Annotated in this window: 13 protein-coding genes; 9 read left to right on the top strand and 4 right to left on the bottom strand. The window is 44.7% G+C overall.

What is annotated here, in order from left to right; all coding sequences use genetic code 11:
* Positions 1 to 58: 58 nt before the first annotated feature.
* Positions 59 to 805: a hypothetical protein gene (locus DVY93_RS00515; protein ID WP_230708369.1), complete on the top strand. Its 747-nt coding sequence runs from the start codon at positions 59 to 61 to the stop codon at positions 803 to 805.
* Between the two features lie 93 nt (positions 806 to 898).
* On the opposite strand, the gene DVY93_RS00520 is transcribed toward DVY93_RS00515, so the two are convergent.
* Positions 899 to 1,408 carry an Rrf2 family transcriptional regulator gene (locus DVY93_RS00520; protein WP_230708370.1) on the bottom strand — a complete coding sequence of 170 codons (510 nt, stop codon included), beginning with the start codon at positions 1,406 to 1,408 and terminating at the stop codon, positions 899 to 901.
* Between the two features lie 153 nt (positions 1,409 to 1,561).
* Positions 1,562 to 2,815, bottom strand: coding sequence for an NnrS family protein (locus DVY93_RS00525; protein ID WP_230708371.1), 1,254 nt, complete (start codon positions 2,813 to 2,815; stop codon positions 1,562 to 1,564).
* A 177-nt stretch (positions 2,816 to 2,992) separates the two neighbouring features.
* Between DVY93_RS00525 and DVY93_RS00530 the strand changes: the two genes are divergently transcribed.
* Positions 2,993 to 3,223, top strand: coding sequence for a hypothetical protein (locus DVY93_RS00530; protein WP_193006961.1), 231 nt, complete (start codon positions 2,993 to 2,995; stop codon positions 3,221 to 3,223).
* 93 nt (positions 3,224 to 3,316) lie between these two features.
* Here the strand turns inward: DVY93_RS00530 and DVY93_RS00535 are convergent, their stop codons facing one another.
* A complete protein-coding gene (locus tag DVY93_RS00535) occupies positions 3,317 to 4,807 on the bottom strand; it encodes an aldehyde dehydrogenase family protein (RefSeq protein ID WP_230708372.1) in 1,491 nt (496 codons plus the stop codon).
* Positions 4,808 to 5,206: 399 nt separating this feature from the next.
* On the opposite strand from DVY93_RS00535, the gene DVY93_RS00540 reads away from it, so the two are divergent.
* The 7 genes from DVY93_RS00540 (at position 5,207) to DVY93_RS00570 (ending at position 13,528) form a co-directional block, all read left to right on the top strand.
* On the top strand, positions 5,207 to 5,818 hold the full coding sequence (locus DVY93_RS00540) for a TetR/AcrR family transcriptional regulator (RefSeq protein ID WP_404672063.1): 612 nt from the start codon (positions 5,207 to 5,209) through the stop codon (positions 5,816 to 5,818).
* Between the two features lie 218 nt (positions 5,819 to 6,036).
* Entirely contained in the window at positions 6,037 to 7,248 is a 1,212-nt protein-coding gene (locus DVY93_RS00545) for an iron-containing alcohol dehydrogenase (protein ID WP_230708373.1), read from the top strand.
* A gap of 124 nt (positions 7,249 to 7,372) precedes the next feature.
* Positions 7,373 to 8,422 (top strand): NADP-dependent oxidoreductase, encoded by a 1,050-nt coding sequence (locus DVY93_RS00550; RefSeq protein WP_198333750.1) that lies wholly within the window; start codon positions 7,373 to 7,375, stop codon positions 8,420 to 8,422.
* A gap of 259 nt (positions 8,423 to 8,681) precedes the next feature.
* Positions 8,682 to 9,359 (top strand): type 1 glutamine amidotransferase domain-containing protein, encoded by a 678-nt coding sequence (locus DVY93_RS00555; RefSeq protein WP_193006966.1) that lies wholly within the window; start codon positions 8,682 to 8,684, stop codon positions 9,357 to 9,359.
* Positions 9,360 to 9,406: 47 nt separating this feature from the next.
* A complete protein-coding gene (locus tag DVY93_RS00560) occupies positions 9,407 to 10,036 on the top strand; it encodes a glutathione S-transferase family protein (protein WP_193006967.1) in 630 nt (209 codons plus the stop codon).
* 417 nt (positions 10,037 to 10,453) lie between these two features.
* The gene (locus DVY93_RS00565) at positions 10,454 to 12,142 is read left to right on the top strand and encodes an MFS transporter (RefSeq protein WP_442966490.1); all 1,689 of its coding nucleotides are present in this window, start codon (positions 10,454 to 10,456) and stop codon (positions 12,140 to 12,142) included.
* Between the two features lie 90 nt (positions 12,143 to 12,232).
* The gene (locus tag DVY93_RS00570; RefSeq protein ID WP_193006968.1) at positions 12,233 to 13,528 is read left to right on the top strand and encodes an HlyD family secretion protein; all 1,296 of its coding nucleotides are present in this window, start codon (positions 12,233 to 12,235) and stop codon (positions 13,526 to 13,528) included.
* A gap of 76 nt (positions 13,529 to 13,604) precedes the next feature.
* On the opposite strand, the gene pdxH is transcribed toward DVY93_RS00570, so the two are convergent.
* Complete coding sequence (gene pdxH, locus DVY93_RS00575) at positions 13,605 to 14,264, bottom strand: pyridoxamine 5'-phosphate oxidase (RefSeq protein ID WP_230708659.1); 660 nt, start codon at positions 14,262 to 14,264, stop codon at positions 13,605 to 13,607.
* Positions 14,265 to 14,306 lie beyond the last annotated feature (42 nt).

Below are 14,306 nucleotides of genomic sequence, written 5' to 3' on the forward strand. Positions count from 1 at the left end.
TTTAAGTGATGGTTTTTAAAATTTTTAAACTATTTGTAAAAAATAAGGAGAAAGATGAATGTCAGATAAAATACACGATTTAGGCAACGGATTTTGGAATATACGCGGCTCATTTCGCCTAGGCGGTGTTCTAAACATTGGCACACAATGCTCACTGGTAAAGCTAGATTCAGGGCGCTTTATCTTTCTAGACAGTTATGCTCTAACGGATGAGGTTCGCGATGAGGTGATGGCACTGACCAATAATGGACAAGAGGTTGAAGCAGTGCTTAATGTCCACCCTTTTCATACCGTACACTGTGCACAAATGGCAGAGGATTTCCCGCAAGCGATTTTTTATGGCAGTCGTCGCCATCATCAGCAAGTTCCAGAAGTGAAATGGGCTGAGGATTTGGTCGAAAGCGAAGCGGTCGCTAAACGCTATTCTGAGCTGCAGTTTTCGATGTCACAAGGCATTTACTATATCTCGCCTAACGAGATGATTCATGCTGGCTCCTTATTGGCCTATCACCCTGCTAGCAAAAGCTTACATGTGGATGACACCTTTATGAGTCCGCCGATGAAATTACTAGAAGCGGTACTCCCTGAACTGATACTACATCCTACCACCAAAAAAGCACTCAAAAATGAGCCAAATGCGGGTAAGCAGTATTGCGACTGGGCAAGCAATCTTGCGCACGAATGGCGCGAGGTTCGCAATTTTTGCGCCGCCCATTCTTATTTGGTTACCTTTAACGAAGGTGAGTTTGAAAAAGCGCTGTTAAAAGCAATTGATAAAGCTCGGCCAAAGCTAGAAAACACGTAATCAACCGCATAGTTCGAAAATGTATAAAAAAACAGGGCTACCATCTCGGTAGCCCTACTGTTAGCACTGGCCATGCCATTACCGATGATGACGCTATCGAAATAACAACGTCGCCAACTCCTCTTCATTATTAATGACATCCGCCAATGTATAGCGTTCCAAAACGTTAATAAAGGCGGTTAATGCCTCAAAAAATACGCTTTTAAGTTGACACACTGGGCTAATGACGCAGCCTGGCGAGCGCTCTACGGTTTCATCGATAAGGGTGATGGGTAGTCCAGTCGAACGAGGGTGCCTGTCGTCACTGCTTATGGGTGTCGCAAAACACTCTACCAAGTCAAAGTCAGGCTCTATCTGTTTGATTAATACGCCCAAATTGATTTCTTTAGGCGCGCGCGCCAACCGAATACCACCATTTTTACCACGCACACTTTCTATATAACCCAGCTGTCCCAATTGATGAATAATTTTGGTCAAATGGCTTTTAGAGATACCATAACTGTTCGCAATATCGCTGATATTTGCCAATAATGGTGGCTCCGGTCTCACTGCTAAGTAAATCAATGAGCGCAGTGCATAATCGCTATAATTGGTCAATCGCATTCATTTGCGCTCCTTTTTAATGTCACTGTCTTAAAGCAACTGTCTCTGCCTAATTTTTAGTCCTAAAACGTTACACTTTTTCCAAAAATTTAAGGTGTCAACCAGCAACGTTATCTGTGGGCTCGGGATGGTAGAATGGGTACTCAACCTGATCTACCCAAACAACCCATCAGGTCTAGGACGTGCCAGCATCGGTAGGTAGCTGATGCAAAATAGCACGAAACAGGCAATCCACGCACTTTGAGCGACCATAATCCATAATAAGTAATGGCTCATATCAGCCAGCGGCAACAGTACCCGACTGATAAATACCAGCACCATCAGACCATACATATATTTTACCATTTTGGGCGGCTGATGGATGCTACGTCCAGTATGCCCAAGGGATACCCGCGTCATCATTGCGACCGTGATCATGCCAATGCCAGTAATAGCTAGCCCATGCATAGCAATGTTGTGATTATATCCTAACCACGGCTGCAACGCGTACAACAAAAAACTCAGACACATTCCCAAAAACGCGACATATAACGACCAAAGCAGTGGCTTTTGCCAAATACCATGATGATACCAACCGACTAAACGGACCGTATTGACCACTGCGACCCCAAGCGCCGTGAGGGTAAGCAAGTACTTATTAGGGTAAAATAAATCCACGATAAAAAATGCTAAAAAGAACAGTAGACTTGCGATATCTTGCGCCTTACTATTTCGTAAAGTCACGGTTTGTTTTTCGCCTTCAGTACTAATCCCGCTAAGTCCACGCTCAATAAAGAACGGCACCACGCGCCTACCAATGGTTAGCACCAACCCAATAATTAAATAAAAACCCACGTATATCCCAATTTTGGTCATACTCATGTCTGCCTTGACAATGCCCCAATAGCACAGACCATTACCCACGGTGAGCAGCACGAGCTTTGCCAAAATACCCAGTTGCTTATATTGCTTTACTTGTAGCACTGCTCGGCAAACCGAAAACGCCATCAGACCGATAAACAACAAATCAAACACTGCGCCAACATATAACCACGATACACTACTGCCCGCAATTGTCATCCCCAGCCCAAAAGCCAACCAGCTCAGACGCGCCAACAACCAACAACTAAAGATACCCAGTAACTTATAACCATAGGGCATCATAACCCCTGTCCACGTCTTTACCGCTGTCAGCAAAAATCCGGCAACTACTGCTAGTGCATAACCATAAATCATCTCATGACCGTGCCAGTAGAGCGGGTTTAATACTTGGGCGTTGATGGCCGTATGACCAGTAAAAACAAAAGCCCATAGCACCATCGTAACCACCGCAAACAACGCGGCGGCACTAAAAAATATACGAAAGCTCAGATTAAGAATAGGATGCGGAGAGGTTGGCGGTTTGCTGGGCAAATCAATAGAGTGCATAGTGGCCTTCTTATGAACATATGAGTAAAATCCATCTTATAGATTCATTTTAAATGAATGTTATAAAACATACAATGACCACCTGTATCAATCCTACCGTATTTATCATCATTTTCATGACACTCATTGACTCTCATGGGCCTGACTGCTTAAATGGATTATCTTTAGGAGAACTATATGACTGAACAAAACGCATCAGACGAAAAGCGTCAAATCATCAATCGATTTTTGATGACTCTGACCAAAGAACAACCGCAAATGTATTACGCCACGACCTCCGAAATCGCTCGTAGCATCCATACAATGATAAAAGAACATACCAATCGTTTGTCAGTAGAGGAGCAAGCACTCGTCAGGCGGATGACGATGGAAGAAATTGAGGGTTTATTAGGGTTTCATGCTAGGTAGGAAATCATCGCAGCAACTGGCATTATTGACATGTACCCAATAAAAAGACTGCCACAAGAGCAGTCTTTTTAGTAGAAGCTTGATTTAAAACGTTTAGAACGGATAGTCACGCGGCGTATTCTGCATGGATATCCAATGCGTTCTGGTAAATTCCTCGAGTACCCATTCCCCATTGAAACGGCCAATACCTGAGTTTTTCTCACCACCAAATGGCACATTGCTTTCGTCATTCACCGAGATGTCATTAATGTGGGTCATACCCGCTCTGATACCGCGAGCAAAGCGTAGACCTTTTTGCATGTCTGCCGTAAAGACCGCACTAGAGAGACCATACATTGAATCATTGGCTATCGATAGCGCTTCGTCTTCATTTTTAGCACGGATGATACCGACCAGTGGCCCAAATACTTCATTACGTGATAAATCCATATCGCGCGTCACTTCGGTAAAGATGTGCGGTGGTACGACTTGACCTTTAATATCACCGCTCAATACCATGTTAGCCCCTTTTTCTTGGGCTTTGGCAATCTTTTCTTTAAGCGACTCAACCTGTTTTGTGTTAATGATGGGGCCAACTGCTGTTTCTTTTTTACTGGGATCACCGACGTTTAGTGTCTTAACATGAGCCACAAAGCGCTCTACAAAATCATCATAAATCTCATCTTCCACGATAATACGGTTGATAGCGATACAGATTTGACCTTGGTGCAAGAACTTACCAAAAGCTGCCGCCTTAACCGCTTGTTCGATATCAGCATCCTTCAAAACGACAAATGGGCTATTACCACCCAACTCAAGCGCCACTTGTTTTATATAATCGCCGCCATTGGCCAACTCGCCAATACGTTTGCCCACTGAGGTTGAACCGGTGAACGACACCAAACTCGGGATATCATGAGTCACGATGGCATCACCAATCTCTCTGCCCGCCCCAACCACCACATTTAGCAGTCCTTTTGGCAGACCCGCTTCTTCAAATATTTTTGCGAGCAATAAACCGCCCGTAATAGGCGTGTCACTCGCAGGCTTTAACACCACAGCATTACCAAGCGCTAACGCTGGCGCAATAGAACGCTGCGTCAGATGCAGTGGGAAATTCCATGGACTAATAACGGCTACCACGCCAATTGGCTCACGGTAAACAAAGTTTTCTTTGCCGGGCGTATTAGACGGGCGAATCTCACCATGCACACGGTTCGGAAAAGTTGCCGCCTCAAGGGTAATCGCCCGCGCACTGCCGAATTCCACCATCGCTTTGATACGAGTGCTGCCCGACTCTTTGACAAGCCAATCGACGATTTCCTCTTGACGCTTATCTAAAATATTGACGACGTTATACATCACAGCAGCACGCTCAGCTGGGGTTTGTTGTGCCCATTCTGTTTGGGCAGCGCTTGCCGCTTGATAGGCTTCATTCAGCTGCTTATCCGTGGCTTGCTGAATGTCTACAAGGGTATCACCACTATAAGGGTTGCTGTCACTGTTGACGCGATCATCTTGGCCAGCCTGCCACTTACCGGCAATGTACTGGAGATGAAAATCACTGTACGCATTGGTTATTGTACTATTGTTATTGGTTGACATAATTATCCTTAGTTATTTTATGAGGGTCATTGCAATTTTAAGTAAAGCTATACAGCTAGCAAATTAAGAGAGAAAATAATAATTGGTGTCATTAGGCCTATTTGATTATTTATCTTTTTCATTACCTAACTTACTACTCTTCATCACGTGTAGCAAACCAAAACTTGCTAGACGACTGGTCTAATGCTAACATAGATGATCTTACAATGAGAATATTTCCTCATGCCATATTGTAGAAAAAACGTAACGTCGTCACACAGCCATCGACAATAAGTGCCAAAAGCTTGAATAAAAAATATAAGAACAATCATAAAACGTATAATAAGTGGCCGTTCATGACATTTATCAATATGCTACCCCATACGCTATTCAAAAAACTTGCAAAAACTCTAGGAGAACATGACTACTATGTCTGCTAACGCAACCAAAATTCCACTAGATACCAAAACTCATTTGCTAGAAACAGGCTATCAACTGATCGCCAAAAAAGGCTTTACTGCTGTCGGTATCAAGCAGATACTAGACACAGCAGGCGTCCCTAAAGGTTCTTTTTACCATTACTTTGCCTCCAAGGAAGCCTTTGGCGAAGCCCTTATTAGCAACTATTTTGCCAACTACAAGGCACGTCTAAACACCATCGCTCAGCGAGATGTCAGCGCTCAGCAAAAGCTTTATGACTATTTTCAGAACTGGTATGACACTCAGCAAAATGGCTGTGATTATGATAAATGCTTAGTCGTTAAGCTTAGCGCTGAGGTGGCAGATATGTCGGAACCCATGCGTATCACCCTAAACGCGGGTTATCAACAAACCATCACTTGGCTTGCTGATCACATCAAAGCAGGCTGGACGGACAACTCAGTACCGCAGCCTGACAACATCTCTGCTGAAAGCATAGCCAAACGTTGGTACTTTGCGTGGCTTGGTGCCAGCTTAATCGCCAAAATCAGTCAAACCAACACACCATTGGCAGAAGTATGGCAAATGACCACGTCACAGTTGGGGCGCTAGCCTCCTAAATGCAACACCACTATTGATGCAAACTCACTTATAAACGAGACTAAGCAAGTTATAAGAGAGTTTTGTAAAAATAACTAGACGACTGGTCTATTTAATGTACAATGCCCTCCGTGCAAAAGCGAGCGGTTTAACATCATGCGTCCGACATCTTTGCAACCCATACGTTTACAATCTATACATTTATTAATGATCTACCATTTAGGAATACTATGAACAATTTCCAATATTACAATCCTGTCCGTATCGTCTTTGGCGAAGGCCAAATCACCCAATTATCAGAATTGGTGCCTACTGAGGCACGCGTGCTTATTACTTATGGTGGCGGTTCAGCACAGCGCACAGGTACGCTAGATGAAGTAAAAGAAGCCCTAGCAGCAAGCGGTACACGCACCGTATTTGAGTTTGGTGGTATCGAAGCCAATCCAGAATTTACTACCCTCTTAAAAGCAGCTGACATGGTCAATGAGCACAATATTGACTTTATATTGGCAGTCGGCGGTGGCTCAGTCATTGACGGCAGTAAGTTTGTCGCACTGGTATCTTCACTGACCGAAGCGGATGGGACTGTCTCACGTGAGCAAGCCTGGGACGCCCTGACCGGTTATTGTAAAAATCTCGACTCGGCTGTCGATTTGGGTGCTGTTCTGACCATTCCTGCTACTGGTTCTGAGATGAACTCAGGTGGTGTCATCAACTATAGTGAACGCCAAGCAAAACTGCCATTTGGCAACCCACTTGCCTTCCCTAAGTTCTCGATTTTAGACCCAGTCAAAACGTTAACCCTACCTGAACGTCAAGTGATGAATGGGGTGGCAGATGCTTTTGTTCATGTAATGGAGCAATACCTCACCTATCCTGTCAATGCAAAAGTACAAGACGCCTTTGCTGAAAGCTTACTCAAAATCCTCATTGACGAAGGTCAAGCGGTTGCACAAGATCCAGAAAACTTAGAGACACGTAAGAACATTATGTGGACAGCGACGATGGCTCTCAATGGTCTAATCGGTACAGGCGTACCACAAGACTGGACGACACATATGATTGGTCATGAGCTGACGTCGCTTCATAGTATCGATCATGCGCGCACATTGACCATCTTACTCCCGTCAGTGATGCGTGAGCTTAAAGCCAGTAAAAAAGAAAAGCTGCTACAGTATGCAAGAAACGTTTGGAACCTGACCGATAAGCAGCAAGACGACGATGCTACTATCGAGACGGCCATTGTTTATACCGAAAACTTCTTCCGTGACCTTGGCTTGCCCGTCAGCTTAGCAGATGCGGATCTCACCGAAGCTGCGATAGATCCCATTATTAAGCAACTTGACGCCCACAAAATGGTGAAACTGGGTGAACACGGTAACAATGACTTAACCGTATCACGCCGTATCCTGCAACGTGCCGTTAACAGCAAAGCGTCTTAAGCCGTAACATCTGCGTAATAAACACTACATATCGTTATGCTATTTATAGTAGTTACTCTCTACAGAGTAACTACGCCATGCAAAATAAAAACCTAAAAACCAATAACTAAAAAGGAATCTTATTATGAGTTTTGATAAACAACAAAACCAAAAAACAAACCGTCAAATCAAACTTGCCAGCCGCCCAACAGGTGAGCCAAAAGCAGAAAATTTTGACATGATCACCAGCGACATCCCAACGCCAAACGACAACCAGATGCTCCTGCGGACAGTGTATTTATCGTTAGATCCATACATGCGCGGGCGTATGAGTGCGGCGAAGAGCTATGCAGAACCATTAGAAGTGGGTGATGTCATGATGGGCGGTACGGTGGCCCAAGTCGTTGAGTCCAATATTGATAAATTTGCCGTGGGCGACCTAGTCGTCTCAAACTCAGGCTGGCAGGACTATAGTGTCAGTGATGGCGAAGGCGTCCTAAAGCTTGATAAAGAGATGGCCAACCCCTCTTATGGTCTGGGTGTATTAGGTATGCCAGGCTTTACTGGATACATGGGGTTAACCGATATTGGCAAGCCGAAAAAAGGCGAAACCTTAGTCGTCGCTGCCGCTACCGGTCCAGTCGGTGCTACCGTCGGACAAGTCGGTAATCAGTATGGCTTACGTACTGTGGGTGTCGCAGGGGGCAAAGAAAAATGCGACTTTGCGGTTAATGAGCTTGGCTTTGACGCTTGTATCGATCATAAAGCCGATGACTTTGCCGAGCAGCTAAAAGCGGCTTGCCCAGATGGTGTCGACATCTACTACGAAAATGTGGGCGGCAAGGTATTTGATGCTGTCATGCCCCTCTTGAATGCGCATGCTCGTATCCCAGTCTGTGGTCTTGTCGCACAGTACAATGCGACTGAGCTGCCTGACGGTAAAGATCGTTTAAGTGTGTTGACGGGTCTGGTTTTAAGCCAGCGATTAACCATCAAAGGGTTTATCATTTTTGAAGAGTATGGCGATCACTTCCCTGAATTCCTAAAAACCATGAGTAAGTGGGTCGAGACCGGTGAGGTCAAAACCAAAGAATACATAGCTGAAGGCTTAGATAACGCACCTGATGCCTTTGTTCGTATGCTCAATGGCGACAACTTTGGTAAGACAGTGGTGAAAGTCGCTGACATTCATTAATCAAAATTGGTTGGTGAAAAATAACTGAAGCGTAGTCAATAACCACTTAACAACATAAATGGCTAATACTACTACTGAAAATTACTATCGCAGCACGAATACTAATATACGAATGTGATTAACCGTTAACAGTCAGTCAGCACTCATACCGATAACGTTTTCATGGGCTTATGTTAATGCGTTTCATTGATGACTTAAGCAATGAGCGTGACTGTTAATGATTTATGTTGATTGAACCCAATAACAAATAAGGATAATTATGAATATTTTAATGGTACTAACTTCTCACGATCGTTTAGGTGATACGGGTAAAAAAACGGGTTTTTGGTTAGAAGAATTTGCCGCCCCTTACTACGCTTTTCTGGATGCTGGCGTCAATGTAACCCTTGCCTCTCCTGCTGGTGGTCAGCCACCTCTAGATCCTAGTAGCGATACTGAAGACACGCAAACCAAAGACACGAAGCGCTTTAAAGACGATAAAGAAGCTCAGGAGCATTTGGCCCATACCAAAAAGCTTGCTGATGTGAAAGCGGAAGACTTTGATTCGGTTTTTTATCCGGGTGGTCATGGCCCACTATGGGATTTGGCAGTGGATAAAAACTCTATCAACCTGATCGAGACTTTTGTGAAGCAAGACAAGCCTGTGGCCTTTGTCTGTCACTCTCCTGCTGTTCTCAAAAATGTCAAAATTGATGGGGAGTATTTGGTCAAAGGAAAGACAGTGACGGGCTTTACCAATTCAGAGGAAGAAGCCGTTGGTCTTACCGACGTTGTGCCGTTCTTAGTAGAAGATGCCCTAAAAGCCAATGGCGGTAATTATGAAAAAGCTGCTGATTGGGAATCATTTGTCGTAGAAGATGGTTTGCTCATTACTGGTCAAAACCCAGCGTCATCAGAAGAAGCGGCTAAACGTTTGATAACCAAGCTTAACGGTTAATGTATTTCAAAGATTCATAGAGCCGTCCACACCAAAAGGTTAGTATCATGATTCGCTTACATCATCTTAACCAATCACGATCGTTACGTGTTTTATGGCTTTTAGAAGAGCTAGGCGTGCCTTATGAGATCGTCAGTCATCAACGTGACGCCAAGACCCATTTAGCACCAGACTCTCTAAAGGCAGTACATCCACTCGGTAAGTCTCCGGTTATCGAAATGGATGGCCAACTTTATGCTGAGTCAGGTGCGATCACTGAGCTATTGATTGAACGGTTTGCATCAGAGCGCTTACGCCCTGCTACAGACAGTGCGGCATATGGGCGTTATTTACAGTGGCTGCATTTCGCTGAAAGCTCACTGATGTTACCTTTATCAGTTGAGCAATTTACTAAAAAAGCGGGTGTGGACGACAATGAATTTTTGAACGATTGTATCTGTCAGGAAAAACACAAGCTGTTAAGCTATTTAAACACAGAGGTTGCAGGTAAGTCCTTTATTGTTGATCACAAGCTAAGCGGCGCTGATTTTATGCTGTCGTTTGACTTAATCATGCTTGCCAAACGCGGTGCATTAGAGGACTATCCTTATGTTAAGCAGTATGCGTTACAACTGGCTAGTCGCGATAGTTTTCAGCGCACCATGCGTTTAGAAGCAAATTACGATCAATCAATTTGACATTTTGGCATTGTTTTTCAATGACCGAGCAATTATTTAGTGTAGAAAAAACAGCTCTGAAAAGAGCTGTTTTTTCTGTTTGCTTGATCCCTGGGTTACCTTCTGTGTTGGCAGACTAAAAATGTGTTTAAAAACTTTATTTAATCTGACAGCCTACCAGTAACGGTGCCATTCGCACTTACCCCAAGTCATGACAAGACCATCAAGCTTCGAGTTCAGCCACAAATTACGTGTATGTGACAAAAGCCAAAAGATAATTATGATAAAATTTTCCACGCTTTTCTTAGATCGTTTTTTTAGTTTTATCGGTGTTCAATCGCACTAAGCTCAATGAGTACCAGTCCAACTGGCTCTATTTTCGTCTGGAATATTTTTTATGTCTCTCTACCTTCCTACAAAAACTATTATCGTACGCTCATGAGTCATGAATACCAATTTAAACCCCATGAACAACCGTTTATGGTGGGTTCCCCTGCCAACCCTGACCACCCTGCACGCCGTAAAGTATTTTATTTACTGATTGGTATTTTTATTGGCATCACCGCCAGCTTCCAAAATGGTCTCTTGGTCGCCAATCTGACTCAAATCCAAGGAGAACTTGGCCTAACGCCGTTAGAGGGCGGTTGGATCTCCGTCGCCTACAATATGACCAACGCTTGTATTACAGTGCTGCTATACAAAATTCGCCAGCAATTTGGCATGTCACTCTTTAGTAAAATCACGCTGTTTTTTCTGTTAGTTGCCACCAGTTTACAGTGGCTGGTCAGTAGCCATCTGTTAAATACCACCGGTATCAGAATTGATCCTTACTATTTAGAGATCATTGCTAGAGGATTGAGTGGCATGGTGGCTAGCGCCATGACCGTACTCGCGATTTTCTATTGTTTGCAAGGCATGCCCGCCGCCAAACGTATCAGTGGTTTGATTTTAGGATTTGGCTTAGTACAGTTTGGTATCCCTTTATCACGGATTATCTCACCCTACTTGGCTGTCGATGGTCAGCTAGAAAATTTATTTTTATTTGAGTTTGGTTTGGTGCTCATTTGCTTTGGACTGATCAACCTTTTGGAGCTACCACCAGGCAATACGGAAAAAGTGTTTGAAAAACTTGATTTTCTAAGCTTTACTTTTTTTGCAGGTGGGCTTGCCGCACTGGCTGTGTTTTTGGTACAAGGTAGGATTGTATGGTGGACGACACCTTGGCTGAGCTACCCACTAATCATTGCCATCGCTGCGATTGGCATCGCCTTATGGATTGAGACACACCGCAAAAATCCGATGTTACAAGTCCGCTGGATGCGTAGCCGCAATATCATCGCTTTTACGGTCACAGGCGCTGTCATGCGTATCTTGCTCTCTGAACAAAATGTCGGCGCGGCCGGCCTACTTGCTAACCTTGGTTATACTAATGATCAACTGATAAACTTTTACGCCATCATCTTAGCCGCCAGTGTGCTGGCACTGATCACCAGTATTTTTAGCACCAATGCCATGGATTTGCGCCGACCCGTGATTTTTGCAGTGGCACTGATTGCCATCGGTGCTTGGTTGGATACAGGCGTCTCTGTAAATTCAGCCCCTACCACGTTTTATCTCAGCCAATTCCTCATTGCTTTTGCTGCTGTTTACTTTATGGGCCCAATGGTTTTTGAGGGCATGTTTCGCGCTATTGCCAACGGCCCTGCCTATATTATTAGTTTTTCAGTGATTTTTGGGATCTCGCAGACGGTTGGCGGGCTAGCAGGCGCAGCTGCCATCCAAGCCTTTACTACGATTCGTACGCAAGTGCACTATGCAGATATGGTCAGCTCACTCAATTTAGGTAATCCGGCATTCAGTGCCCAAGTATCAGGTGCTCGCCTGACATTATCCAGTCAAACCACAGACACAGCACAAGCAAACGTGACTGCGATGGGGCAAGTGTTGCAAGGCGTTCAGCGTCAAGCAACTGTCGCGGCATATAGCGACTTATTCGTCCTTATGGCCAGTGTTGCCACCGGCGTTACGGTAATTTTGTTGATAAATTATTTTTATAATCGCTATCATAAGCGTAACCCACTTGCCAAAGAACTGGCGATTATTGCAAAAATGCGTGAATCGAAGTAATCGGGTTCATTGATCTGACAACATTCGCGCCATTTAAGTAGCCATTAAAATACTTTTAGTATCTGTATATTCAAAATTTAGGAACGCGTCATGAGCCAAGAAAAATCCAGTGAGCTTAACAAAACACCTCAGACGTCAGCTGGTGCTCCCGCTAAAGACACAGAATCCGATACCAACCCATCGGTTACTGCTGTAAACGCTACGCAAAATAGACCAGACACACCAGAGTTAGACACAGCTTCTGAGCCTCCAACCTCCTCACCTGTAGAGCGCTCTGTAGACAGCCATGAGCCGCCGATGCCCCCAAAAGAACCAATCGCGGATACGACGGGTTGGTCGCCTAAGAAAAAATCTTATTTAAATTTAGGACTGTTGATTTTGTTGATTGTCATTGGGGTGGCGCTGATTTTATACGCATGGAAATTACCTCCTTTTACCCCCACGGTACAGCAAACGGATAATGCCTTTGTTAAAGGTCAAACGACTATTATTAGCCCGCAAGTGTCGGGTTACGTGACCGAAGTCGCCGTGCAAGACTTTGCTAGTGTCAAAGCAGGTGATCTACTGATAAAAATAGACGATCGGACCTTCCAGCAACAGCTTGAGCAAGCGCAAGCCAATACAGAGGTTGCGGTTACCAACCGCTCCAGTAACGCGCAAGACACACAAACCAGCCAAGCGCAAATCGAAGCACGAGAAGCGGATTTATACAGCGCTAAAATCAGTGTGGACAGTGCGCGCGCAGACGTGGAGCGCTACCAAGGTTTAGATGCCATCGGTGCCGTATCAAAAGCAGAAGTCGCTCACACCAAGGCACAACTCGCTCAGGCACAAGCGAGCGTGCAACAGGCGGAAGCCAATTTACAAGCTGCTCGTGAAAACCGCGAAAAAACCAGTGGCAACCGCTCTTCTTTGGATGCAAATATCAAAAGTGCTCAAGCAGGTGTGAAGCAAGCACAGATTAACGTAGCCAATACCATCATCACAGCACCTGAATCGGGCCAATTGAGCCAAGTAAGTGTCAAAGAGGGCCAATACGTTAACGCCGGTACCCAACTGATGTATATCGTACCAAAAGGCGTCTGGATTATTGCAAATTTTAAAGAAACTCAGATAGCAAACATGGCAGTTGGTGAACCGGCCACCATTCATGTAGATGCGCTTGGCGGTGCGGCGTTCAGTGGCCATGTCAGTAATATCTCACCAGCAACCGGCAGTGAGTTTAGTGCAGGCGCAGCCAATCCTGCGACAGGTAACTATATAAAAATAGCTCAACGTATTCCGGTACGAATCGACTTAGACCCAGATCAGCCTGGGCTTGCCCGGTTGCGTCCCGGTATGTCAGTTTCAGCTGCCGTCGACACCAATGCGACAGCAAAAAATTAGCATAAAAAAGCCACTGCAAATCCAGTTACACAGGTATTTACAGTGGCTTTTATCTGTCTTTAAAACCCTCTAACCGTTATGGTAGCAGGCGTTTGGTTGCCCAATTTACTACGCTCTCACTATTATTGCTGTCTTGTGTATAAACAATACGGTCGTGCATACGATTGGCACGGCCTTGCCAAAATTCTATTTTTTCAATTGTGACCTCATAGCCACCCCAAAATGTAGGGGTTGGGACTGGCGTATTCTCTGGATACTCTGCTTGTAATTCTTCAAACGTTTGTTGCATGACTTCACGATTGGCCACTTCCCCGCTTTGCGGTTGACTCACCCACGCCCCCACTTGGCTGTCATGGGGACGTTTTTGGAAATAAGCGGCAGACTTATCAGCGTCTATTTTAGTAACCTTGCCACTGATACGAATTTGACGCTCCAGCTCATGCCAAAAAAACAGCGCTTCTGCATTGGGATTTTTGGCAATATCATGCCCTTTTGCACTTTCATAATTGGTATAAAAAACAATACCCGTATCAGTAATTTCACGCAATAACACAATGCGCACACTCGGTGTATGATCCACACTGCAGGTTGCTAGACTCATGGCGTAAGGTTCTTGTACCTTCTGCTCTATTGCCTCATTCATCCATGCCTTTAAAAGCTCAAATGGCGATTCTGGTACGGACTGCTGATCCAGCACACCTTTTTCATATGACAAACGTTGATCGGTAAAATCCATGCTCATGGTAGTTCCTCATTTTAATGTGGGTACGTGACTCAC

Source organism: Psychrobacter sp. CCUG 69069, from assembly GCF_021023115.1.
Classification (GTDB): Bacteria; Pseudomonadota; Gammaproteobacteria; order Pseudomonadales; family Moraxellaceae; genus Psychrobacter; species Psychrobacter namhaensis.

Excerpts from the sequence above, each read along its gene's own strand:
- pdxH (WP_230708659.1), bottom strand. The coding sequence starts at position 14,264 with ATGGATTTTACCGATCAACGTTTGTCATATGAAAAAGGTGTGCTGGAT.
- DVY93_RS00550 (WP_198333750.1), top strand. The coding sequence starts at position 7,373 with ATGAGTTTTGATAAACAACAAAACCAAAAAACAAACCGTCAAATCAAA.
- DVY93_RS00520 (WP_230708370.1), bottom strand. The coding sequence starts at position 1,408 with ATGCGATTGACCAATTATAGCGATTATGCACTGCGCTCATTGATTTAC.
- DVY93_RS00525 (WP_230708371.1), bottom strand. The coding sequence starts at position 2,815 with ATGCACTCTATTGATTTGCCCAGCAAACCGCCAACCTCTCCGCATCCT.
- DVY93_RS00570 (WP_193006968.1), top strand. The coding sequence starts at position 12,233 with ATGAGCCAAGAAAAATCCAGTGAGCTTAACAAAACACCTCAGACGTCA.
- DVY93_RS00535 (WP_230708372.1), bottom strand. The coding sequence starts at position 4,807 with ATGTCAACCAATAACAATAGTACAATAACCAATGCGTACAGTGATTTT.
- DVY93_RS00530 (WP_193006961.1), top strand. The coding sequence starts at position 2,993 with ATGACTGAACAAAACGCATCAGACGAAAAGCGTCAAATCATCAATCGA.
- DVY93_RS00555 (WP_193006966.1), top strand. The coding sequence starts at position 8,682 with ATGAATATTTTAATGGTACTAACTTCTCACGATCGTTTAGGTGATACG.
- DVY93_RS00560 (WP_193006967.1), top strand. The coding sequence starts at position 9,407 with ATGATTCGCTTACATCATCTTAACCAATCACGATCGTTACGTGTTTTA.
- DVY93_RS00540 (WP_404672063.1), top strand. The coding sequence starts at position 5,207 with ATGACTACTATGTCTGCTAACGCAACCAAAATTCCACTAGATACCAAA.
- DVY93_RS00545 (WP_230708373.1), top strand. The coding sequence starts at position 6,037 with ATGAACAATTTCCAATATTACAATCCTGTCCGTATCGTCTTTGGCGAA.
- DVY93_RS00565 (WP_442966490.1), top strand. The coding sequence starts at position 10,454 with ATGAGTCATGAATACCAATTTAAACCCCATGAACAACCGTTTATGGTG.
- DVY93_RS00515 (WP_230708369.1), top strand. The coding sequence starts at position 59 with ATGTCAGATAAAATACACGATTTAGGCAACGGATTTTGGAATATACGC.